At 68.5% G+C, this 19,415-nt stretch carries 20 protein-coding genes; 12 read left to right on the top strand and 8 right to left on the bottom strand.

Annotation, left to right across the window (positions count from 1 at the left end; translation table 11 throughout):
- Positions 1 to 132: 132 nt before the first annotated feature.
- Positions 133 to 423: a KGG domain-containing protein gene (locus ACT535_RS23685; RefSeq protein ID WP_168457101.1), complete on the bottom strand. Its 291-nt coding sequence runs from the start codon at positions 421 to 423 to the stop codon at positions 133 to 135.
- Positions 424 to 620: 197 nt separating this feature from the next.
- Positions 621 to 2,318 carry a sensor histidine kinase gene (locus ACT535_RS23680; protein ID WP_476366250.1) on the bottom strand — a complete coding sequence of 566 codons (1,698 nt, stop codon included), beginning with the start codon at positions 2,316 to 2,318 and terminating at the stop codon, positions 621 to 623.
- A 553-nt stretch (positions 2,319 to 2,871) separates the two neighbouring features.
- Between ACT535_RS23680 and ACT535_RS23675 the strand changes: the two genes are divergently transcribed.
- Positions 2,872 to 3,657 (top strand): response regulator, encoded by a 786-nt coding sequence (locus tag ACT535_RS23675; protein ID WP_168457103.1) that lies wholly within the window; start codon positions 2,872 to 2,874, stop codon positions 3,655 to 3,657.
- Between the two features lie 191 nt (positions 3,658 to 3,848).
- Entirely contained in the window at positions 3,849 to 4,172 is a 324-nt protein-coding gene (locus ACT535_RS23670) for an ElaB/YgaM/YqjD family protein (protein ID WP_476366249.1), read from the top strand.
- A 91-nt stretch (positions 4,173 to 4,263) separates the two neighbouring features.
- On the opposite strand, the gene ACT535_RS23665 is transcribed toward ACT535_RS23670, so the two are convergent.
- Both ACT535_RS23665 and ACT535_RS23660 read right to left on the bottom strand, forming a co-directional pair.
- The gene (locus tag ACT535_RS23665; protein WP_476366248.1) at positions 4,264 to 7,131 is read right to left on the bottom strand and encodes a response regulator; all 2,868 of its coding nucleotides are present in this window, start codon (positions 7,129 to 7,131) and stop codon (positions 4,264 to 4,266) included.
- A gap of 207 nt (positions 7,132 to 7,338) precedes the next feature.
- Positions 7,339 to 7,881, bottom strand: a complete 543-nt coding sequence (locus ACT535_RS23660; RefSeq protein WP_168457106.1) for a PRC-barrel domain-containing protein — start codon at positions 7,879 to 7,881, stop codon at positions 7,339 to 7,341.
- Between the two features lie 307 nt (positions 7,882 to 8,188).
- On the opposite strand from ACT535_RS23660, the gene ACT535_RS23655 reads away from it, so the two are divergent.
- The 8 genes from ACT535_RS23655 to ACT535_RS23620 all read left to right on the top strand — a co-directional run bounded on the left by ACT535_RS23655 (position 8,189) and on the right by ACT535_RS23620 (position 14,243).
- Positions 8,189 to 8,650, top strand: a complete 462-nt coding sequence (locus ACT535_RS23655; protein WP_476366247.1) for a MarR family winged helix-turn-helix transcriptional regulator — start codon at positions 8,189 to 8,191, stop codon at positions 8,648 to 8,650.
- A 19-nt stretch (positions 8,651 to 8,669) separates the two neighbouring features.
- Complete coding sequence (locus tag ACT535_RS23650) at positions 8,670 to 9,074, top strand: DUF1398 domain-containing protein (protein WP_476366246.1); 405 nt, start codon at positions 8,670 to 8,672, stop codon at positions 9,072 to 9,074.
- Positions 9,075 to 9,187: 113 nt separating this feature from the next.
- Positions 9,188 to 9,664, top strand: coding sequence for a tellurite resistance TerB family protein (locus ACT535_RS23645; protein WP_168457109.1), 477 nt, complete (start codon positions 9,188 to 9,190; stop codon positions 9,662 to 9,664).
- A gap of 10 nt (positions 9,665 to 9,674) precedes the next feature.
- Positions 9,675 to 10,445, top strand: coding sequence for a glutamine amidotransferase (locus ACT535_RS23640; RefSeq protein ID WP_476366245.1), 771 nt, complete (start codon positions 9,675 to 9,677; stop codon positions 10,443 to 10,445).
- A gap of 147 nt (positions 10,446 to 10,592) precedes the next feature.
- Positions 10,593 to 11,516, top strand: coding sequence for a sugar phosphate isomerase/epimerase family protein (locus tag ACT535_RS23635; protein ID WP_476366244.1), 924 nt, complete (start codon positions 10,593 to 10,595; stop codon positions 11,514 to 11,516).
- Positions 11,517 to 11,725: 209 nt separating this feature from the next.
- Entirely contained in the window at positions 11,726 to 13,366 is a 1,641-nt protein-coding gene (locus ACT535_RS23630; protein ID WP_168457670.1) for an FMN-binding glutamate synthase family protein, read from the top strand.
- Positions 13,367 to 13,507: 141 nt separating this feature from the next.
- A complete protein-coding gene (locus ACT535_RS23625; protein ID WP_168457112.1) occupies positions 13,508 to 13,933 on the top strand; it encodes an Hsp20 family protein in 426 nt (141 codons plus the stop codon).
- 43 nt (positions 13,934 to 13,976) lie between these two features.
- Entirely contained in the window at positions 13,977 to 14,243 is a 267-nt protein-coding gene (locus ACT535_RS23620) for a BQ00720 family protein (RefSeq protein WP_168457113.1), read from the top strand.
- 89 nt (positions 14,244 to 14,332) lie between these two features.
- On the opposite strand, the gene ptsN is transcribed toward ACT535_RS23620, so the two are convergent.
- The 4 genes from ptsN to ACT535_RS23600 all read right to left on the bottom strand — a co-directional run bounded on the left by ptsN (position 14,333) and on the right by ACT535_RS23600 (position 17,402).
- On the bottom strand, positions 14,333 to 14,797 hold the full coding sequence (gene ptsN / locus ACT535_RS23615) for a PTS IIA-like nitrogen regulatory protein PtsN (protein ID WP_168457114.1): 465 nt from the start codon (positions 14,795 to 14,797) through the stop codon (positions 14,333 to 14,335).
- Positions 14,798 to 15,187: 390 nt separating this feature from the next.
- Positions 15,188 to 15,772 carry a ribosome hibernation-promoting factor, HPF/YfiA family gene (gene hpf, locus ACT535_RS23610; protein ID WP_168457115.1) on the bottom strand — a complete coding sequence of 195 codons (585 nt, stop codon included), beginning with the start codon at positions 15,770 to 15,772 and terminating at the stop codon, positions 15,188 to 15,190.
- A 168-nt stretch (positions 15,773 to 15,940) separates the two neighbouring features.
- Complete coding sequence (locus ACT535_RS23605) at positions 15,941 to 16,432, bottom strand: cytochrome b (protein WP_476366243.1); 492 nt, start codon at positions 16,430 to 16,432, stop codon at positions 15,941 to 15,943.
- 16 nt (positions 16,433 to 16,448) lie between these two features.
- A complete protein-coding gene (locus tag ACT535_RS23600) occupies positions 16,449 to 17,402 on the bottom strand; it encodes a RibD family protein (RefSeq protein ID WP_476366242.1) in 954 nt (317 codons plus the stop codon).
- On the opposite strand from ACT535_RS23600, the gene ribA reads away from it, so the two are divergent.
- Both ribA and ACT535_RS23590 read left to right on the top strand, forming a co-directional pair.
- Positions 17,392 to 18,504: a GTP cyclohydrolase II RibA gene (gene ribA, locus ACT535_RS23595; protein ID WP_476366241.1), complete on the top strand. Its 1,113-nt coding sequence runs from the start codon at positions 17,392 to 17,394 to the stop codon at positions 18,502 to 18,504. The two genes, ACT535_RS23600 and ribA, sit on opposite strands and share 11 nt — an antisense overlap.
- Positions 18,505 to 18,590: 86 nt before the next feature.
- Positions 18,591 to 19,346, top strand: coding sequence for an SDR family oxidoreductase (locus ACT535_RS23590; protein WP_476366240.1), 756 nt, complete (start codon positions 18,591 to 18,593; stop codon positions 19,344 to 19,346).
- Positions 19,347 to 19,415: the final 69 nt, after the last annotated feature.

Here is a 19,415-nt window from a genome sequence, read left to right as displayed (position 1 = left end):
GCCAGTCCCGGGCGATCCGGGTGGGGCGACTTTCAGCGTGACCTGAGCCTAACGCTGCGGCTGCGCTTCCGGTTCCCGTCCGCAACAGCGCTGCGGACGGCGGAATCCGGTACGCCCCGAGGGACGGCGCGATCAGGCGCCGCCGTTGCCGGTTCCCGTGCCGGTGGTCTGGCCGCTCTTCTGACCGCCCTTCTGTCCCGCCTGCGAGGCGAGGGTACGGTCGCGGGAAAAGCTGCGCTGGTCGTCGGCGACGCTCTGCCCGCCCTTGCGGCCCGCCTCGGCGGCCAGCGTGCGGTTCTGGAAGAAGCTGCGCTTTTCGGCCGGGACGCTCTCGCCTCCCTTGCGCGCGATGGCCCGCTGCTTTTCCGCGTCCATCGCCGCAAAGCCGCGCTGGGAGGTGCCCTTGGTTCGCGCCTTGTCCATCTGCCCTGTTCCTCCGACTGCGATCGGCCGCTCATCGCGGCACCCGGCCGGTCTGTCCGGCGCTGTGTGCCGGAGCGGAAACGGCCCGCACTGAAGCCAATAAGCCGCCCTCCGGCCGGTGGGGTGGCCAGGACGGTCCAAGCAGTAACGAAGCGGGGAGGGCTGTGGTTCCGAGGAAATCGCGCTTTCGTCGCGCTTCAGGTGCCGGTCGGGCCGCCGGCGTCTGTGGTATCGGGGGAAGCGATTGAGGGACAAGGGAAATCCCCGACGATCACCAGCGCCTCCCCGGACCGGTCGCGGCTCAGCGTGCCGCCGAGCTGGGCGGCGAAGCCGCCGGCGAGGCCGGAGGGCTCCTCCGGCGCGTCGGCCGCGCCGGTGAGGACGAGACGCAGGCGGTCGGCATCCACCGTCCCGCTGATGAGCAGGCCGAGGGAGGTGCTGCCGGGCCTGAGGTTCAGCCCGAGCACCAGCTCCACCACCATGAGGGCGAGGGGCACGGCCATGTCGGTGGGCAGGCGCGCCTCCTCCGCCTCCACCATCAGGCGCAGATTCTTGTCCGAGGAGCCCTCGATCAGCGAGGCGAGTTCCCCGAGCAGCTCGCGCAGCCGCACCTGCGAGCCGTCGCTCGCCTCGTAGAGGATGCGGTGGACCAGGGCGAGGGTGTTCACGCGGGTACGCAGCTGGTCGAAGCGCCGCCGGTCCTCGCCCTTGCCGATGCCTCCGCCGTAGAGCGAGAGCAGGCTGACCACCACCTGAAGGCTGTTCTTGATGCGGTGGTGGATTTCGCGCACCAGCGCGGTCTTCTCGGCGAGGTTTTCGCGCAGGCGCGCGTCGCGCTGCCGCACGGCAAAGGCCATGTTCTCTACCGACTGGCCGAGCATGCGGAATTCGCTCGGCGCGGCATCGAGCCGTGTCGGGCGGAAGCCGTAGTGGCCCTGGGCGTAGACCGCCGTGACCCGCCGCAGATAGAGCAGCCAGCGCAGCACGATGCGGTCCACCGCCACCCACAGGGCGATCAGCGAGGCGACCATGACCAGCGCCGGCAGGGCGAAGCTCGCCGCCACCGTCACAAGCGTCCAGCCGAACAGGCGGTCGGAGGGCGAGGCATAGGCGACGACCATGCCCTCCCGTCCGAGCGGCGTGGTGGCGTAGGTCCAGCGCCGCCCCGACGGGTCGGTGCTTTCCCGGAGCGCGTTGTCCGGTGCGGCGAAGGGGGCGGCCTGGAACAGCGCGCCGCTGAGGGTGCGGGCATTTGAGACGAGCTCTTCGCCCGACGCCGAGAACACCGCCACCACGCCATCGGCCGGAGGCACCTGCTGGCGGAGCAGATTGTCCAGCCAGCCGGTCTCGATGCCCAGCGCCATCCCGCCCTCGAGCCGGCCCGCCGCATCGCGCAGGGGGAGAAAGCCCACCAGCACGTCCTTGTTGGTGGCGGTGCTGCGCACGCGCCCGGACAGGCTGAAGCCGGGCTGCCGCACCGCCCACAGCCACCAGGCGTCATCGCTCATGTCGGTATCGGTCACCGGCAAAGCGGAGCACGTGACCCGTCCCGTCTCATCGACCACGCCGATATTGGCAACGAACGGCAGGGAAACGGTTGCCCCGCGCAGCGTCGCCCGGCAGGTGGGTCCGGAGCTGCGCACCTCGTCCACGTTCTGCAGGGCGTAGAGCACGTTTTCCGCAGAGGACACCACGCTCTGCTGCGAGGCGGCGGCGGCCAGCGCGTGGCGGAGCAGGTTCTGCCGGGCGTCCTCCTCCGCGGCGGACAGCTGCATCACGCCCTGAATGATGTTGAGTGTCGCGATGGGCGTGAGCGCCAGAAGCACCATGAGGATGAGCCGGCGGCGCACGCTGTCGAACAGGCTGCGGGGCCGCGCGGTTGCGGAGGCAAACAAGGAGCCGCGCTCCCCCTGGCGGAGTCCGGCGTCATAACGGGACTGCTCCCCGCGCGAGTCGCTTGGGCGCGATCCCTCTTCGCGGGATTTGGCGGCCTGTGCCCGTTCCAGATCCATCGTCGCTCCGCTACACAACTCCAAGGAGCGCCTGTGGGCACCCGTCGCCGGTCCGCTGCCGGGATCGCGACCGCAAGCACCGCGCCGAAGCGCCATCCTGCGGGTTACGCCCGTCCCACGACCCTGGATGAACGCTCCAGGCGAGGAACGTTCCCATGGGGCTCGCCTGAAAAAAGCGTGGCCCGCAGGGATTCGGCCAAGTTCCTTTCCGCTCCTGTCCGGAGCGGGGTGCCCTCGGACGCGCGTCCACCGTGCCGCTCCCGTTCGGCTCGGGTCCGACTATAATGCGTTTTGCGCCGCCTCGGTTCCACGCAAGGGGAACTTGTCGCGCACGCAAGCGTTACCGGGCGTTGGCTTAAACTCGGCCCGACACACACGTGGCTCAAAACAGGCCATAAGACCTTCGGCCCGTTCCAGATTGGCAGGGAATTCTCGCATGGCTTCCAATCCGCTCATCAAGCAGCTCCCGTTCCTGCGCCGCTACACGCGCGCCCTGATGGGATCGCAGGCGGCCGGCGACCTCCTGGTTCAGAACACGCTCCAGGCGATTCTCGACGGCAAGGTCGCGGTTGATCCGGCGGTCTCGCCGCGCGTCGCGCTCTACAAGGCGTTCCACGAGACCTGGAACCGCCAGTCCTCCGGTGGTCAGGTGCCCTCGCGCGCCGATGCCCGGCTCCAGGCCATGGACCCCGGCTCGCGGGTGGCGCTGCTGCTCACCGCCATGGAGGGCTTCTCCTTCGCCGAGGCATCGACCATTCTCGGGACCACCCTCTCCGACGTGGAGGCCCAGGTGGTGGCGGCCCAGCGCGAGATCGACCGCCAGCTCGCCACCCGTGTCCTCATCATCGAGGACGAATGGGTGATCGCCCTCGACCTGAAGACCCTCGTCACCGAGCTGGGGCATGAGGTGATCGGCGTCGCCCCCACCCATTCCAAGGCGGTGGAGCTGGCGCAGGGCGGCAATTTCGGCCTGGTACTGGCCGACATCCAGCTTGCCGACGGCTCGTCGGGCATCGAGGCGGTGACGGAGATCCTCGGCAGCTTCAACGTGCCGGTCATCTTCATCACCGCCTTCCCCGACCGCCTGCTGACCGGCGAGCGGCCGGAGCCCACCTATCTCATCACCAAGCCGTTCCTCACCGAGACGGTGAAGGCGACGGTGGCGCAGGCCCTGTTCTTCCACGAGGCCCGCGCCGAGCCCGAAGCCGCGCGCAGCGCCTGAAGCAGCCGCGCGCAGCGCTTGAAGCAAGCCGCGCGCAGCGCCTGGACACCTCTTCGCGGAAATCGCGCGGACTACGAACTTTCCCGGGCACGCAATTGCCGTGTCGGTCGTTACACTCCCGAGCGGACCCGGAGCGAGCCCCGATCGGCGGCTGCTCCCACCGCGCGTGACAAACCCTGCCGGAGACAACCATGGTCGACAAGCCGCAGATCGTGACCGCCCCCGCCGCCTCCGCCTCGGGCTCCGCCGCCGAGGCCAACCTCAAGGACGTGAAGTCCGACCTCGACCAGCTCAGGGCCGATTTCACCAAGCTGCTGGACACCCTCGGCAAGACCGCCAAGCACTCCGTGAGGGGCGCCAAGGGCGAAGCCGAGAGCGCCGCCGGCGAGATGGGCGACTGGGCCGAGGATCAGGTCGTCAGCCTGCGCGAGAGCATTCGCGAGCAGCCCATCAAGGCCTGCGCCATCGCCGCGGGCGTGGGCGTCATCCTCGGCCAGATCCTGCTGCGCCGCTGAGCGGCGCCCATCACGCGGCGCCTCGGATGCCGTCTTAAAAAAACGGCCGGCGGGATCTTCCCGCCGGCCGTTTTCGTTCGGGGGAGCGGTCCTAGTCCTTCGGCCGGAAGCCGAGGCGCTCCAGCGCCGCCACCAGCGTCGCCCCGTCATAGGGCTTGGAGATGACCCCCACGTCCGGGCGGCCGCCGAACACCTGGGACAGATCCTGCGTGGCATAGCCGGTGGCGATGATGACCGGCAGTTCCGGCGCGATCTCGCCGAGCCGGCGCACCACCTCGTCGCCGCGCATGTCCGGCAGGCCGATGTCCACGATGGCCAGCACCAGCGCGTCGCGGCCGATGTCCTCCTTGGCGGTGCGGGCATGCGACAGCGCCGCCTCGCCGTGGGAAGCGATGGTGACCTTGAAGCCCTGGTCCTCCAGGATCTGGCTCGCCACCATGGCGACGAAGGGTTCGTCCTCCACCAGGAGGACGGCCCCCCTGAGGGCGGGTTCGTCCAGCATTCCATTCACTTTCGCCACCAGCTCCGACTGGCTGTAGGGCTTGGTCAGGAGCTTCATGCCCGGATCGAGCCGCCCCTGATGGACCACCGCGTTGCGGGCATAGGCGGTGGTGAACAGCACCCGCGTCCGCGGCGCCCGCCGTTTTACCTCGTCGGCGAGGCCCCGTCCGTCCATCCCATCGCCGAGGCGCACGTCGGTGAACAGCAGGTCGGGGCGGCTGCCGCGTGACAGGGCGTCGAGGGCGGCGGAGGCATCGGCGGCCTCGATCACCGTATGGCCGGCCTCCCGCAGGGTGGCCGCACCCATGGCCCGGAGCTGGTCGTCGTCCTCCACCATCAGCACCATGGCCGGCGCGGCGCGGGGCTCGCCCTCGGCGCGCGCGGGGGCGGGCTCGGGCAGGCCGGCCGTCTCCTCCAGCCGTGGCAGGTAGAGCTTCACCGTCGTGCCTTCGCCCCGCTCGGAATAGATCATCACGTGGCCGCCGGACTGCTTCACGAAGCCGTAGACCTGGCTGAGGCCGAGCCCGGTGCCGTCCTTCGGCCCCTTGGTGGTGAAGAACGGCTCGAAGGCGCGCGCCCGCACGTCGTCCGACATGCCCATGCCGGTGTCGCTGACGAAGATGGCCACATACTGCCCGGGCTCCAGATCCTCGTGCTCGGCGCAATAGGCTTCGTCCAGATAGGCGTTGGCGGTCTCGATGGTGAGCTTGCCGCCCTCGACCATGGCGTCGCGGGCGTTCACCGCGAGGTTGAGGATGGCGTTCTCCAGCTGGTTGTGGTCGATCTCCGTGCGCCACAGGCCGCCGGCCAGCACGGTTTCCACCATCACCCGCTCGCCCAGCGCGCTGCGCAGCATGTGGGACATGCCGGTGACGAGGCGGTTGGCGTCGGTGGGGCGGGGATCGAGCGGCTGGCGGCGGGAGAAGGCGAGCAGGCGCTGGGTGAGGATGGCGGCGCGGAGCGCGCCTTGCCGGCCATAGTCGAGAAAGCGGCGGATCTCCTCGGTCTTGATCTCCTGGGTGCGGGTGTCCTTGGGGTCGGCGGGCACCCGGCGCTCGGCGGCCTCGATGTTGCCGATGATGATGGTGAGCAGATTGTTGAAATCGTGCGCGATGCCGCCGGTGAGCTGTCCCACCGCCTCCATCTTCTGCGCCTGCCGCAGCTGGGATTCGGCCCGCAGGCGCTCCTCCATCTCCTGCTTGAGCAGAGTGTTGGCCTCGGCGAGCTGAACGGTGCGGGCGGCGGCGAGGCGTTCGAGGTCCTCGTTGGTGCGCGACAGCGCCTCGCGGGCGGCGACGATCTCCGAGATGTCGGTGCAGCTGCCGTACCAGCGATCGACGCGGCCGTCCTCGTCGCGCACCGGCACGGCGCGGCAGAGGAACCAGCGATAGCTGCCGTCCTTGGCGCGGAACCGGCATTCGCGCGAGAAGGGATTGCCGCTGGCCAGACTCCCCTTCCACGCCTCCATCACCCCGCCCTTCTCCTCCGGATGAAGGAAGGCGTGCCATTCCACCACCTCGCCGGGCGGGGGCTCGACGCCGGTGTAGTCGGTCCAGCGGCGGTTGTAATAGTCGCCGGTGCCGGTCGGGGAGGAGGTCCACACCATCTTCGGCAGCGCCTCGGCCAGCAGGCGATAGCGCTGCTCGCTGGCGGCGATGGCCTTCTCGGCGCGTTTGCGCTCGGTGATCTCCACCACGATCATGCCCACGAGATTGATGACCTGGCCCGTGCGCACCGGAAAATAGCTGACGAGGAAATGCCGCCAGATGCCCGGGGCGGCGGGCGTCGCGCCTTCCAGCTCCACGTCGGCGATGACCTCGCCGGTGGCGAGTACGCGCTCCAGCGCGGGCGTCACGGCGGGTGCGAGCTGGGGCAGCATGTCGGTGAGGGAGCGGCCGGCGTGCTCGCGGGCAGGGATGCCGTCGATCCGCGCCAGCATCTCGTTGACCCGGATGAAGCGCTGCTGCGCGTCGAAGAAGGCGAAGCCCACGGGGGCGTGCGCCAGCAGGGCCTCCAGCGTCGCCACCACGGCGGTCTGCTCGGTCGCCGCCGAAAGCAGGGCGGCATGGGCGGAATCGAGCCGGCGCAGGATGGTGCGGATCAGCCCCGCAATGCCCCAGACGGCGAGGGCGTTGATGGCGAAGGAGAGAAGCGAGGCGAGGGCGGGCACGGCCACCCCGCCGGTGGGCCCTTCCGGCACCAGCGCGGCGTTGACCGCCACCAGCACCGCGATGGCCGCCAGCCCCAGCTCCACGCCGCAGACCAGCGCCACCACGATGATCGCGGGCAATTGCAGCAGATAGGGCGGGAATTCAAACACCCAGGCGATAAGCCCCAGCCTGAGCGCCAGCGCCGTCCCGACGACGGTGCCGGCGAAGGCGAGGCGCCACCAGAGGGGCCGCGGCTCCGCGATGATTCTCAGGAAGAGGCCGGCGGGGCCTCGACTGGACAGGTTCATCCCTGCTCCCTGTGGCGATCGGGCCGCCACATTGCCCCCGCAACTGCCGCGGGATCAACCGCCGCTGGCCCTGTTCATTTCGCTCCGGCCCCGTCGCCGGACGCGACGAAGCCGGCCCGGGCCACGGGGCCAGGGCCGGCGAACGCTGAATTTCCAAGGGCTACCGGGGAGGCCCTATGGGCTGGGCCTCCCCGCCGCCGCGTGGGATCAGCGGGCAGCCGGAGCCGTGGCCGGCGGGGTGGTCGCCGGGCGGTTGTTGTTGTTCACCGTGCCGGTGGTGGTCGGGGCCTTGTCCGCCTCGGTGAAGGTCGGGGCGTTCTTCAGCTCGTCCTTGGTCTTGCGCAGCACCAGGCGGTCCTTGCCGTCGGCGCGGGTCACCTCGACCGACTGGAACGGCACGGCCACATCCTTCTCGCCGATGCCGAGGAAGCCGCCCACGCCGATCACCACCGCCGCCACATTGCCCGAGCGGTCAATGAGCAGGTCGTTGATGTCGCCGAGATTCTCGTCGGCCGGGCCGCGCACGGCGCTGCCGATGAGGTTGGACGCCATGTGCTGGTCGGCCATCTGGCGGGTGACGAAGGTGGGCGCCGCGCCGGTGGCCGCAGCCGCGCCGCTGGTGGCGCCCATGGTGCCGGTGGGGGCCGGGGTCGCCTGCGGGGCGGTCGTGGTGGGGGCCGCCGTCTGCGCCATGGCGGTGGTGGAAAGAAGAACAGCCGCGGTCGCAGCGTAGATCGGCATCATCTTCATGTGATCCTCCTCGTAGGAACGTGTTCTAGCCCTATGGCCCGGTTCAAGGTGCAGAGAAGCACTTGCCATGAGCGCAATCGCCCAAGGCCATGCCGTCCTCTACTTGAAAAAGGTGCGCCGGCTAGACTGGCCAGCGCGCACAGACAAGTTGAAGTTCAGAAGCTTAAGTCTTGTCTCTGCTGGCCTATCAACTCGATCCGCCCGGGCCGGTTCCCTTGGGTGCGATGCTTCTGCGTGTCGCCGGTCAGGGATAGTTGACTAGGAAACAGAACTTCAGTTAGTTTCCTAGTCAATCAATGAGGCGCCCATGGCTTCCCCCGCTGCAGTTCCCGATCTCACCCGGCACCTCGGTTTCTGGCTGCGGCGCGTGTCCAACCACGTCTCCCACGCCTTCGCGGCGCGTCTCGCCGGGCGGGGCGTGACGGTGGCCGAGTGGAGCCTGATGCGGACCCTCCATGGCCGCGAACCGCTCCCCCCCAGCCGGATCGCCGAGGAGATGGGCATGACCCGCGGGGCCATCACCCGCCTCGCCGACCGGCTGATCGCCAAGGCCCTGCTGGTGCGCACCGCCAGCGCCAGCGATGGCCGCGCCCAGACGCTGGCCCTCACCGCGGCCGGCCGCGATCTCGTGCCGGAACTGGCCGCCCTCGCCGACGCCAACGATGCCGCCTTCTTCGACTGCCTGACGGCGGCCGAGCGGGCGACGCTGGACCGCCTGCTGCGCCAGGTGGCCGAGCACGGCCGGATGACCGCGGTTCCCCTGGAATGACCTGCTGAGGAAACCTCCGATGACCGAAGACCAGACCGAAGTGGCCCGGGCCTGCCTCGCCGCCGCCGAGAGCGACACCGCGAACTTCCCCAAGATCGTCGGGACGCTCATCGCCGCCGGGTTCGAGAGCTACGCGGTGGACCTCCGGCGCGCCACGGCCACCTATTACCTGCCGAGCGGCGACACCCTGGAACTGCCCACCCACAAGGCCGGGACGGCCATCGCCCCCGCCCTCGATGCCGGCCGTCTCACGGCAGCGATCCGCGAGGCCCAGCAGCAGGCCCCCGGCTATACCTATCGCGGCTTCTGCGAGAAGGCCGCGGCGGCCGGCTGCGCCGGCTACATCGTCTCCTTTCCCGGCCGCCGCGCCGTCTATTTCGCCCGCACGGCGGAGACCCACGTGGAGCTGTTTCCGGGGTCGTGAGGGGCGTTCTGCCAGTCGGCCCAGTCTCCTCCCTTGCACCGCCGCAATCGGCATGGCACAGGCGAAAGGAGCCCGAGCCCCGAGCCCCGCCCCGAGCCCTAGGACCCAGAGGCATGTTCCGCACCCTCTCCGACTTCATCTCCGACATCACCGGAGGCCATCGCGAGGCCGCCGCCTTCGACGAGAGCGACTATCGCCTCGCCGCTGCGGCACTGCTGGTCCATGTCATGTCCATCGACGGGGCGGTGACCCCGGAAGAGCAGGCCGTGCTCAAGACCATCCTCGCCGGCCGCTTCGCCCTCGACGAGAGCGAGACCGAGCAGCTGGTGGAGCTGGCCATCGCCAAGGACGCCGAGGCGGTGGACCTCTACGCCTTCACCAGCGTGCTCAACCGGGCGCTGGACGACGAGGGGCGGCTGCGGGTGGTCGAGATGATGTTCGAGGTGGCCTATGCGGACGGCGGCCTGTCCGAATTCGAGGACAACCTCGTCTGGCGCGCCGCCGAGCTTCTGAACGTCGGCTCCCGCGACCGCATCCGCATCCGCCGCGAGGTGCGCGAGGAGAGCGAAGGCGGCGAGACGCCGGCCTGAGGGCGCCGCCGTGGGCCAACCTCCGGAACTGGGTGCGGGAACCCTGCTGGTGGTGCTCCATCAGGAGCGCTCCACCCCGGGCCGTGTGGGCGAGCGCCTGAAGGCGCGCGGCTTCACGCTCGACATCCGCCGCCCGGCGCTGGGCGATCCCCTGCCCGAGACGTTCGCGGACCATGCGGGCCTCCTCGTCTTCGGCGGCCCCATGAGCGCCAATGACGACAGCGACTTCATCCGCGCCGAGACCCGGCTGACGGAGCGGGCGCTGGCCGCCAACCTCCCCAGCCTCGGCATCTGCCTCGGCGCGCAGATCCTCGCCCGGGCGCTGGGCGGGCAGGTGGCACCCCATGCCGAGGGCATCTGCGAGATGGGCTATTACCCGCTCCAGGCCACCGCGGCCGGCGCCGCCTTGATGCCGTGGCCGGGCCATGTCTACCACTGGCACACCGAGGGCTTCGACGTGCCCCCCGGCGCGGACCTGCTCGCCACCGGCACCGTCTTCCCCAACCAGGCCTTCCGGGCGGGGGCGTCCTTCGGGGTGCAATTCCATCCCGAGGTGACGCGGGAAATGATGGTCACCTGGATCGAGCGCGGCGCCCACCGCTTCACCCGGAAGGGCGCCCAGCCGGGGGACGCCCACCTCGCCGGATGGGCGCTGCACGACGGCGCGGTGGTGAGCTGGCTCGATGCCTTCCTCGCCACCGTCTTCGGTTCGGAGGATGGGCGGGCCGTCGCCAGCGTGGAGGGGGAACTTGATGGTAACGGAGGGGGTGTTCGGGACTGACAGCGCCGAACGGCACCGATACCCCGCCTGAACCCCTCCCGAACGGCACCGATATCGCCGCTGACACGCCGGGTGTCAGCTGGCCGTCACAGCCCCCTCATGTGGCTGCGCTAGTGTCCCTCGAAAAATCGCGAGGGGGATAAATTCATGGACGCGCGCACGCCTTTCCCCGCCATCCGCGGCATCGGCTATTCCATCCGCACCACGTCGCCGGAGTTCGACGACCTCCCCGCCGCCCTCGACGAGGCCGAGGGCTTGGGCGTTGATTTCGTTGAGCTTCCCGCCTTCGCCTGGACGCTGGTGGTGGACGGACGGGTGCGGGGGGACCGCCTCGACCGGCTGGTCGCCGCCACCCGCGACCGCCCCTTCGGCTACACGGTCCACGGGCCGCTGGCCATCAACCTCATGTCCCCCAAGGAGCGCCTCCCCCGCCACGAGGCCCTCTTGGACGCCATGATCTCCATAGCCGGCTCACTAGGTGCCCCCCACCTCGTCCTCCACACCGGTTGCGTGCGGGGAGAGGATGATGTGGCGGTGGCCTATGAGCGCCAGCGCAACGCCCTGCTGCGGGCCGGCGACAAGGCCGGCGCGGCGGGTGTAACCCTTTGCGTGGAAAACATCTTCCGCTACGAAGCCATGCGCGAGACGGCGCTGCCCTCGCGCCTCGCCGGGGAGTTGGACGCCATCGATCACCCCCACGTCCGCGCCACGCTGGACGTCAGCCACGCCCTCCTGCGGTCCACCGACGCCCGGGTGGATTTCGCCGCCGAGATCGCAGCTTTGGCCCCCTACGCCCGCCATGTCCATGTCCACGAAAGCTTTGGCAGGCCTCAGGAAAGCTGGGCCATCGACGAAGCCGAGCGGGCCGGCCTCGGCGAGGGCGACCTGCATCTGCCCCTCGGCTGGGGCGGCATCGACTGGAACCTCGTCGCCCGCCGCTGCGCCTTCCCGGCCGGCACCATCGTGAACCTGGAGCTGAACCGCCGCTACTGGCGCGAGCTGCCGGACCAGATCGTGCGCCTGCGCGCCCTCACCGAGACCTTCGCCAGCCGCGCCGGCGCCCCGGCCTGAGATGGGTGCGGTGCGGCGGAGAGCCGGCCGGCTAATGCCGCACTGCACACTCATGCCTTTGATTTGATGCGCCTTTTAATTCGCACCGGTGCTCCCCTCCGGCACCAAATCGACTAGCTTGGCGGCGAAGGAGACCGCCCATGCCCGTCGCCACCAAGCCCGAATACAAATCATCCCCGCAGCCGGAGGGTGGCGCGGATGGATTGTTCATGTCCTCGAGCACCCGTGCGTTGCTGAAGCGGTGGAGCGTGTTCATCGCCGTGACGGTGATCGCGCTCATCAGCCTCCTCCTCTCTTTCGCTTCGCATCAGGCTTGGCTCATCGTCTTCTGCGTGCTCTTTCCCCTTGTTCTGGTTGGGATTTTCGACGTCACCCAATCCGAGCACTCGCTGCTGCGCAACTATCCGGTGATCGGCTCGGTGCGCTGGATCTTCGAGGCCCTGCGGCCCTATCTGCGGCAGTATCTGATGGAGGACGACCAGTCCGAGCGGCCCTACAACCGCGAGGATCGGTCCATCATCTACGCCCGCGCCAAGAACGAGGAGGACCGTCAGCCCTTCGGCACCGAGCTCGACACCTACGCGGCTGAATACGAGTGGATGACCCACTCCCTCGCGCCCGCGCCGGTGGCGCACGAGCCGTTCCGGGTGACGGTGGGCGGGAGCGCCTGCGCAAAGCCTTACTCTGCCTCGGTTCTCAACGTCTCCGCCATGAGCTTCGGCTCGCTGGGACGCAACGCCATCGAGGCCCTGAATCTCGGTGCGAAGACCGCCGGCTGCTATCACGACACCGGCGAGGGCGGACTCTCGCCCTATCACCGCATCCACGGCGGCGACATCGTGTGGGAGCTGGGCTCCGGCTATTTCGGCGCCCGCAACCGCGACGGCACCTTCTCGCCTGAGCGTTTCGCCGAGCGCGCCACGGACGATCAGGTCAAGATGGTGGAAATCAAGCTCTCGCAGGGCGCCAAGCCCGGCCATGGCGGCGTGCTGCCGGCCGCCAAGGTGACGCCGGAGATCGCCGAAATCCGCGGGATTCCGCTGGGCGAGGACTGCATCTCGCCATCGCGTCACTCCGCCTTTTCGACGCCGGCGCAGATGATGGAATTCGTCGCGCAACTGCGGGAGCTATCCGGCGGCAAGCCGGTGGGCATCAAGTTGTGCGTCGGCCACCCGAGCGAGGTGTTCGCCCTCGCCAAGGCCATGGTGAAGACCGGCATCCAGCCGGATTTCGTCGTGGTCGACGGCGCCGAAGGCGGTACGGGTGCGGCACCTCACGAACTGGCCGACCATCTGGGGATGCCGCTCCGCGAAGGCCTGATCCTCATGCGGAATGCGCTGGTCGGCACCGGGCTTCGGCAGGAGGTGCGCCTGGCCGCGTCGGGCAAGGTGACGTCCGGCTTCTCGATGGCGGCGAACATGGCGATCGGCGCGGATTGGTGCAACGCGGCTCGGGCCTTCATGTTCTCGCTCGGCTGCGTCATGTCCATGCGCTGCCACACCGGCACCTGCCCGACGGGCGTCACAACCAACGACCCCCACCTGCAGCGGGGACTTGTGGTGGACGAGAAGGCGGAGCGGGTGGCGAGCTTCCACCGCCACAGCGTCCATGCGCTGGCGGAACTGGTTGCCGCCGCAGGGTTGGAGCATCCGCGCGAGCTGTTGCCCCATCATGTCTGGCACCGGGTCAGCCCCATCGAGGTGAAGGCGCTCGACCGAATCTACACCTTCCTCGAATCCGGCGCCCTTCTGGATGCGCCGGACGAGACGCCCTATGCCGCCGAGTGGCATGCGGCCGACGCCGACAGCTTCGCGCCACGGCAAACCGTGGGCCCGCGCCGCGCCGCCTGAGTCGGAATCGGCATCGAGCCTTGCGGGGGCAGTCGGCGGTCCCCATATGCGGCTGGTCGGGATGCCGCAAGGGTCCCGGCGGGCATGGCCGGATAGGTGCATGCCCGGCAATGCAAAGTCGCTTGACGAGGGCTTTGGCCGATGTCGCGGATGTCTTCCCTGTCGTCCCCCTTTCTCCTGGGGTTCGACGAGGTCGAGCGGGCGCTCGACCGGGTGGCCAAGAGCGCGGACGGGTATCCTCCCTACAATGTGGAGAGGATCGAAGCCGCCAGTGAGCCGCTGCGCCTCAGGATTACTCTGGCGGTAGCGGGGTTCACGGCGGAGCAGCTTGAGGTTGTGCTGGAGGAGAAGGAGCTGACCATTCGCGGCCGTCAGGTCGAGGATGTGCAGGGCCGGATTTTCTTGCACCGGGGCATCGCCGCCCGGCAATTCCAGCGCACCTTCGTGCTCGCAGAGGGCATGAACGTGCTGGGTGCCGAATTGAAGCACGGCCTCCTGTCCGTGGATCTGGTTCGCCCCGAGCCGGCCCGCCACGCCAAGCGAATCGACATCGTCTCCCGCTCCTGAAGGGGAGGGATGCCGGATTTGCCAGGAGTAAAGGAGTAGATCGATGACCCACGATATCGAAAACGAGGCCCTGGAGAATATCACGCCTGAGGCTTTGGCTGTCCTCGGCGGCGGTGAGATCGCCTACGTGCGCAGCATCAAGTCGGAAGATGTGCCGTCCCTGTTCCCGCAGGCGCCGCAGATCGCTGCCGGCATGACCTTGTTCACGCTGCACGCAGCAGATGGCACCCCAATCATGCTCACCGACAGCCGCGAGGCCGCGCTGGCAAATGCCATGCAGCACGAATTGGTGACCGTCAGCGTTCACTGACGCGCAGCGTCGGGGTGAAGCGGCGCATACTCGCAAAGTTTTCCAGCCGGGCCTGCAAGGGCCCGGTTTTTGTTTGCGACCCCGCTTGGTCAGGCGGCGTTGGAGGCCGAGGCGGCTGTGAGCAGCGCGTGCATCGCGCCGGCGTCCCGCGTCGCCCGGAGCTTTTCCACAACATCGGGATCGCGCAGCATGCGGGCGACCCGCGCAAGCGCCTTGAGATGATCTGCACCGGCCGCTTCAGGAGCCAGGAGCAGGAACACGAGGTCGACCGGCGCACCATCCAGCGATTCGAAATCGATGGGCTTCTCCAGCCGGGCAAACAGGCCGAATAGCTTGGTGAGGCCGGGCAGCTTGCCATGTGGGATGGCGATACCATTGCCGACGCCCGTCGAGCCGAGGCGTTCGCGCTGCAGCAGGGTATCGAAGATGTCCCGCTGGTCACGGCCCATCAGCTGGCCCGCGTGATGGGAAAGCTCCTGCAGGGCCTGTTTCTTGCTGCTCGCCCGTAGCATCGGAAACACTGCGTCCGGGGCAAGGAGGTCGGCGAGCGGCATCGATCAGGTCCCTGGGGCGAGCGGCCGAGGCTCGGTAAAGCGGCGGACGCGAGGAACGGTCAAGGCCGGCGGCGCCCCCAAAGCGCCGTTGCATTGCCCCGTCCCCATTCAAAACGCGGAGGGCTACCCCTCCCGGAGGTCGTCACTGCGGCCTCCATCTAGCGTTAACCCGCTTCGGGCTCAAGCCGGGAGCGGGAGCGCAGAGGTTCGTTGGTACGGGTCGATGCAAATCCGACGCGCTCCAGGCCGCCCCCTTGGGCGCACCGGCAAAGCGTTCAGGACATGCCCCCCGGCATTGCCTTCATCCGAGACGGCCGCTGATCCCGGGGCGGCCCTCAGTCTTCGATACGCAACGCGGGGAGCCTGCGAACAGGCTCCCCGTCGCGACTTCTAGTGCAGTTCCTCGGAACCCGGATCGATCCACCCCACGTGACCATCAGGTCGACGATAGACGACGCTCACCCGGCCATGGCCGGCATGACGGAAGACCACGACCGGCGCGCCGGTGATGTCGAGCTCCACAACCGCGTCGGCAACCGAGAGGGTGCGCAGGCGCGTGACCTGCTCGGCCACCACGGTCGGACTCCAGCCGGCGAGTTCCTCCTCGGTCTCCGTCTCCGGCGCGGCGCTGAGGATGTAGCTCTGGGCGGCATGTTCGGCACCATTGCCGTTGCCATGCCCGTGACGATCCTTGAGGCGCTGCTTGTAGCGGCGCAGGCGCTTCTCGATCTTCTCCACCGCAACATCGGCGCAGGCGTTCGGGTCCTGCGCATTGCCATGCGCCTGGAGGTTCACGCCGGAATCGAGATGGAGCATACATTCGGATCGGTAGCCGGAGCCGTCCCTCGTGACGGTGACGTGTCCTGACCATCCACCGTCGAAATATTTGCCGAGGACTTCCGAGACCCGCTCGGTCAGACGCTGGCGAAGAGCTTCGCCTACATCGATATTCTTTCCGGACACGCGTAGGGCCATGCGATTTGATCCCCTATGAACGGTCCCGCGAGGGACCGTCTCATGCATTGCAAACCGGCCGGCTAGTTAAGTGGTAGGAGTGCTTCGCCGGCATGTCAACGGCAACGGGGACCCGAAACCAAGCGGTTTCCTGGACGTCGCCGCCGGCCGCGCCCGCAAGCCGTAGGATCAACGCGACAGACCCGGCCACATGCGTGAGAGCACGCCGTCGCGGCGGACCACGCCATGCCACAGCCCGGCGCCCGCGTGCAGGACGACGAGCCCCGTCATGAGGAAGCCGAGGCGCGCGTGCCAGTCACCGAAGAGATCGGCCAGGGCATCATTCTTTGCGACGATGTTGGGCAGCGTGAAGAGCCCGAAGATGCTGACCGCGCTGCCGAAGGCGTTGGACGCAAGCCAGCCCAGAACGGGCATCACGAAGATCAGGACATAGAGCGCGTAGTGGACCGTGTTCGCGACGATCCACAGAGACTTCGGCATGCCTTCCGGCGGTGCGGGAGGCGGATTGAGGATGCGCACCACGACCCGCAGCACGGCGAGGCACAAAATGGTGAAGCCGATGGACCTGTGGAGGTCGAACAGGCGATCCTGGGTGGGGCCGGAATCCATGTTCATCATGGCGAACCCCAGCGGGATCACCAGGATCACCAGGACCGCCATGATCCAGTGGATCCGCCTAGCCGGCGGCGCGTAGGGCGCAGGATTCGAGGGGCTGGTCATCGGCGGGGCTGGCCTCCACGGGCGACGGCGCGTCGCGCGAACCGGCACCGCGGGCGCTTTCCCGCAGATCGCACCGGAACAGGACGTCTCCGTCGGCAAAAACATGCACCTGCGCCTTGGGGCGCAGCGCTTGGGCCAGAGTGTCGCACGCCTTGCGGGACAAGCCGATGCGACCGGCGCCGAGGATGACGGGCGACACGAAAACGTGAAGCTGGTCGATCAGTCCCGCTTCGAGGAAAACCGACAGCGTGGTGGGCCCGCCTTCCACGAGAATACGTGCAAATCCTTGCTGCGCGAGGGTGGCAAGGACGATGGAAGGATCGAAAGCCGGGCCGCTCTCGATCGTGACGACTTCTACCCCCGCGGGGACTGGGGTGGCGATCCCGCTCCGCCGCAGGACCAGCCGGCGAACGCCGTCGTTCGTAAAGCAGCGCGCCTTGGGATCGACGCGGCCCGATGGATCAATCACCACCCGCGCCGGACTGGTACCGGCAATGCGGCGCACCGTGAGCAGGGGATCATCGGCGCAGACCGTTCCCACGCCGACCACAACCGCGTCTACCGACGCGCGCAGGGCGTGCAGATGATCGAGGGCGTGCGGGCCGTTGATATATTTCGAATCGCCCGACGTGGTGGCGATGCGGCCGTCCAGGGACTGGCCGAGCTGGGCGATGACGTACGGGCGGAAGTCCGCCTGCTTTCCCTTGTCGTTCACCGGCGATCCACTCACTCGCTTGTGCGACCGGGGCCGCAGGGTCATGTCATCCATCGGTCCTCGCCCGGCGTAAGGAGACGGCTCGATCAGGAACGCGTCATCATGCCGTTTGTTACGCTCCTGCCGATACGACAGATCGTTCATGCCGCCGAGCGGCCCGTGTTTCCCGCTGTGAGAGGTCAATATGGCGTCCATCGTTGAGGGTCTTGGGTTTGCGCAAGACGCCGGGCGGCTTTCCGTGGAGCGCGCCATCGCGGAGGTTCGCTCCGCTCGCGCCGTTGTGATCGCGGCGGGCGACGTTCGCGCGTTGGTCGTCGCAGCCGAGGCATTCGATCCGGCAATGGCCGGAGTGCTCGAGAGGGCCCATGCGGTCGATGCCAGCCTTGTGCTCGCGGCGCCTCGGCTGAATCGGATGGGGTCGCCACGCGCCTTGGCGGGCGCCGTCGCGCTGCCGCATCTCGATGCCGCCCGCGTCGCCCTTCTCGCGCTCAAGCCCGACGCTCGGCTCGATGCTCCGGTCGCGCCTGCGACGCCGGCTCAGGTCGCAGCGCTGGAGCTGCTGGCGCTCGCTCTGGTGCTTCCGGCGGCGGTGGTCTGCTCCGTCCCGGAGGCCATGGCCGCTGGCCTGGTGACGGTGGAGGCGGACGACATCATGGCCTTCCGGGCCGCGGAGGTTGCGCGGCTGGCCATCGTCGGCCGCGCGCCGGTTCCGCTCGAAGGCGCGCCGGAGACCGAGTTCGTCGTCTTCCGCGGCGGTGACGGCCTTCGCGACCAGGTTGCGATCATCGTCGGTCGTCCGGACCTCTCGCGGCCGGTGTCCGTGCGGCTGCATTCCGCGTGCCTGACCGGCGACCTCTTCGGCTCGTTGAAGTGCGACTGCGGCGACCAGCTGCGAGACACTGTCCGCCGCATGGCCGAGGGCGATGGCGGTATCCTGCTCTATCTGGACCAGGAGGGGCGCGGGAACGGCATCTCCAACAAGATGCGCGCCTATGCCCTTCAGGCGCAGGGATACGACACGTATGACGCCGACGCTGCGCTCGGCTTCGACCTCGACCAGCGCCGGTTTGATTTCGCCGCCGCCATGCTGCGGCAGCTCGGCGTTTCCGCGGTGCGGGTGTTCACCAACAATCCGCAGAAGATCGATGCTCTGAAAGCGGCCGGGCTGGATGTGGTCGCCGACCAACGGGTTCTGGGTCGCCCGACGGCCGAAAATGTCCGCTACCTCGCCTCCAAGCGGGATCGGGCTGGCCATTACATCGATTTCGATGCCCTCGCGGCGCGCGCGCCGGACTGAAAGCGGCGCGCTCCCGGTCCAAAGCGTCTTGTCGCCGGGCTTCAAAACGATTTAGAACCGCCCGGCCAAGAACCGGGAGGAAGCATATGAGCAAGGCAGGACGGAAGGTCGCCATCGTTACCGGAGCCGGCTCGGGCGTTGGCCGGGCGGTGGCCGTAGCGTTGGCCGAGGCTGGCTATGCCGTGGCCCTCGCCGGCCGCCGGCTCGATGCCTTGGAAGAGACGGCGGCGGCGCTCGGCGATGCGCCCTACGTGGCCGTGGCAACCGACGTGACCGATCCGGAGTCCGTGCGGGCGCTGTTCGCGGCGACCGTGGAGAAGTTCGGCCGCCTCGATCTCCTGTTCAACAATGCCGGCACCGGTGCGCCGGTGATCCCGCTTGATGAACTCACCTTCGCTCAATGGCAGCAGGTGGTCTCCACCAATCTCACCGGCCCGTTCCTGTGTACCCAGGAGGCGTTCCGGGTGATGAAGGCGCAGGAGCCACGCGGCGGGCGCATCATCAACAACGGCTCCATCTCCGCGACGGCCCCGCGGCCGTTCTCGGCCCCCTACACCTCCACCAAGCACGCCATCACCGGGCTCACCAAGTCCACGTCGCTGGACGGTCGGGCCTATGACATCGCTTGCGGGCAGATCGACATTGGCAATGCCGACACCCCCATGGCGCAGAAGATGAAGGCGGGCGTGCCGCAGGCCGACCTCTCCATCAAGGTGGAGCCGGTGATGGATGTGGCCCATGTGGCGAGCGCCGTGGTCTACATGGCCAGCCTGCCGCTGGAGGCCAACGTGCAGTTCATGACGGTGATGGCCACCAAGATGCCCTTCATCGGCCGCGGCTGACCCGCGGTTCGACCTCCTCGCTAAAGAAAAAGGCCCCGGCATTGCCGGGGCCTTCCTGTTTCAGGCTTG

It is taken from the genome of Xanthobacter sp. DMC12 (genome assembly GCF_056314105.1).
This window is presented reverse-complemented; position numbering and strand designations above follow the sequence as displayed.

What these genes read in the sequence shown, in the direction of transcription:
- ACT535_RS23685 (WP_168457101.1), bottom strand. Translation starts at nt 423, where the DNA reads ATGGACAAGGCGCGAACCAAGGGCACCTCCCAGCGCGGCTTTGCGGCG.
- ACT535_RS23675 (WP_168457103.1), top strand. Translation starts at nt 2,872, where the DNA reads ATGGCTTCCAATCCGCTCATCAAGCAGCTCCCGTTCCTGCGCCGCTAC.
- ACT535_RS23670 (WP_476366249.1), top strand. Translation starts at nt 3,849, where the DNA reads ATGGTCGACAAGCCGCAGATCGTGACCGCCCCCGCCGCCTCCGCCTCG.
- ACT535_RS23665 (WP_476366248.1), bottom strand. Translation starts at nt 7,131, where the DNA reads ATGAACCTGTCCAGTCGAGGCCCCGCCGGCCTCTTCCTGAGAATCATC.
- ACT535_RS23660 (WP_168457106.1), bottom strand. Translation starts at nt 7,881, where the DNA reads ATGAAGATGATGCCGATCTACGCTGCGACCGCGGCTGTTCTTCTTTCC.
- ACT535_RS23655 (WP_476366247.1), top strand. Translation starts at nt 8,189, where the DNA reads ATGGCTTCCCCCGCTGCAGTTCCCGATCTCACCCGGCACCTCGGTTTC.
- ACT535_RS23650 (WP_476366246.1), top strand. Translation starts at nt 8,670, where the DNA reads ATGACCGAAGACCAGACCGAAGTGGCCCGGGCCTGCCTCGCCGCCGCC.
- ACT535_RS23645 (WP_168457109.1), top strand. Translation starts at nt 9,188, where the DNA reads ATGTTCCGCACCCTCTCCGACTTCATCTCCGACATCACCGGAGGCCAT.
- ACT535_RS23635 (WP_476366244.1), top strand. Translation starts at nt 10,593, where the DNA reads ATGGACGCGCGCACGCCTTTCCCCGCCATCCGCGGCATCGGCTATTCC.
- ACT535_RS23630 (WP_168457670.1), top strand. Translation starts at nt 11,726, where the DNA reads ATGTCCTCGAGCACCCGTGCGTTGCTGAAGCGGTGGAGCGTGTTCATC.
- ACT535_RS23625 (WP_168457112.1), top strand. Translation starts at nt 13,508, where the DNA reads ATGTCGCGGATGTCTTCCCTGTCGTCCCCCTTTCTCCTGGGGTTCGAC.
- ACT535_RS23620 (WP_168457113.1), top strand. Translation starts at nt 13,977, where the DNA reads ATGACCCACGATATCGAAAACGAGGCCCTGGAGAATATCACGCCTGAG.
- ptsN (WP_168457114.1), bottom strand. Translation starts at nt 14,797, where the DNA reads ATGCCGCTCGCCGACCTCCTTGCCCCGGACGCAGTGTTTCCGATGCTA.
- hpf (WP_168457115.1), bottom strand. Translation starts at nt 15,772, where the DNA reads ATGGCCCTACGCGTGTCCGGAAAGAATATCGATGTAGGCGAAGCTCTT.
- ACT535_RS23605 (WP_476366243.1), bottom strand. Translation starts at nt 16,432, where the DNA reads ATGGCGGTCCTGGTGATCCTGGTGATCCCGCTGGGGTTCGCCATGATG.
- ribA (WP_476366241.1), top strand. Translation starts at nt 17,392, where the DNA reads ATGGCGTCCATCGTTGAGGGTCTTGGGTTTGCGCAAGACGCCGGGCGG.
- ACT535_RS23600 (WP_476366242.1), bottom strand. Translation starts at nt 17,402, where the DNA reads ATGGACGCCATATTGACCTCTCACAGCGGGAAACACGGGCCGCTCGGC.
- ACT535_RS23590 (WP_476366240.1), top strand. Translation starts at nt 18,591, where the DNA reads ATGAGCAAGGCAGGACGGAAGGTCGCCATCGTTACCGGAGCCGGCTCG.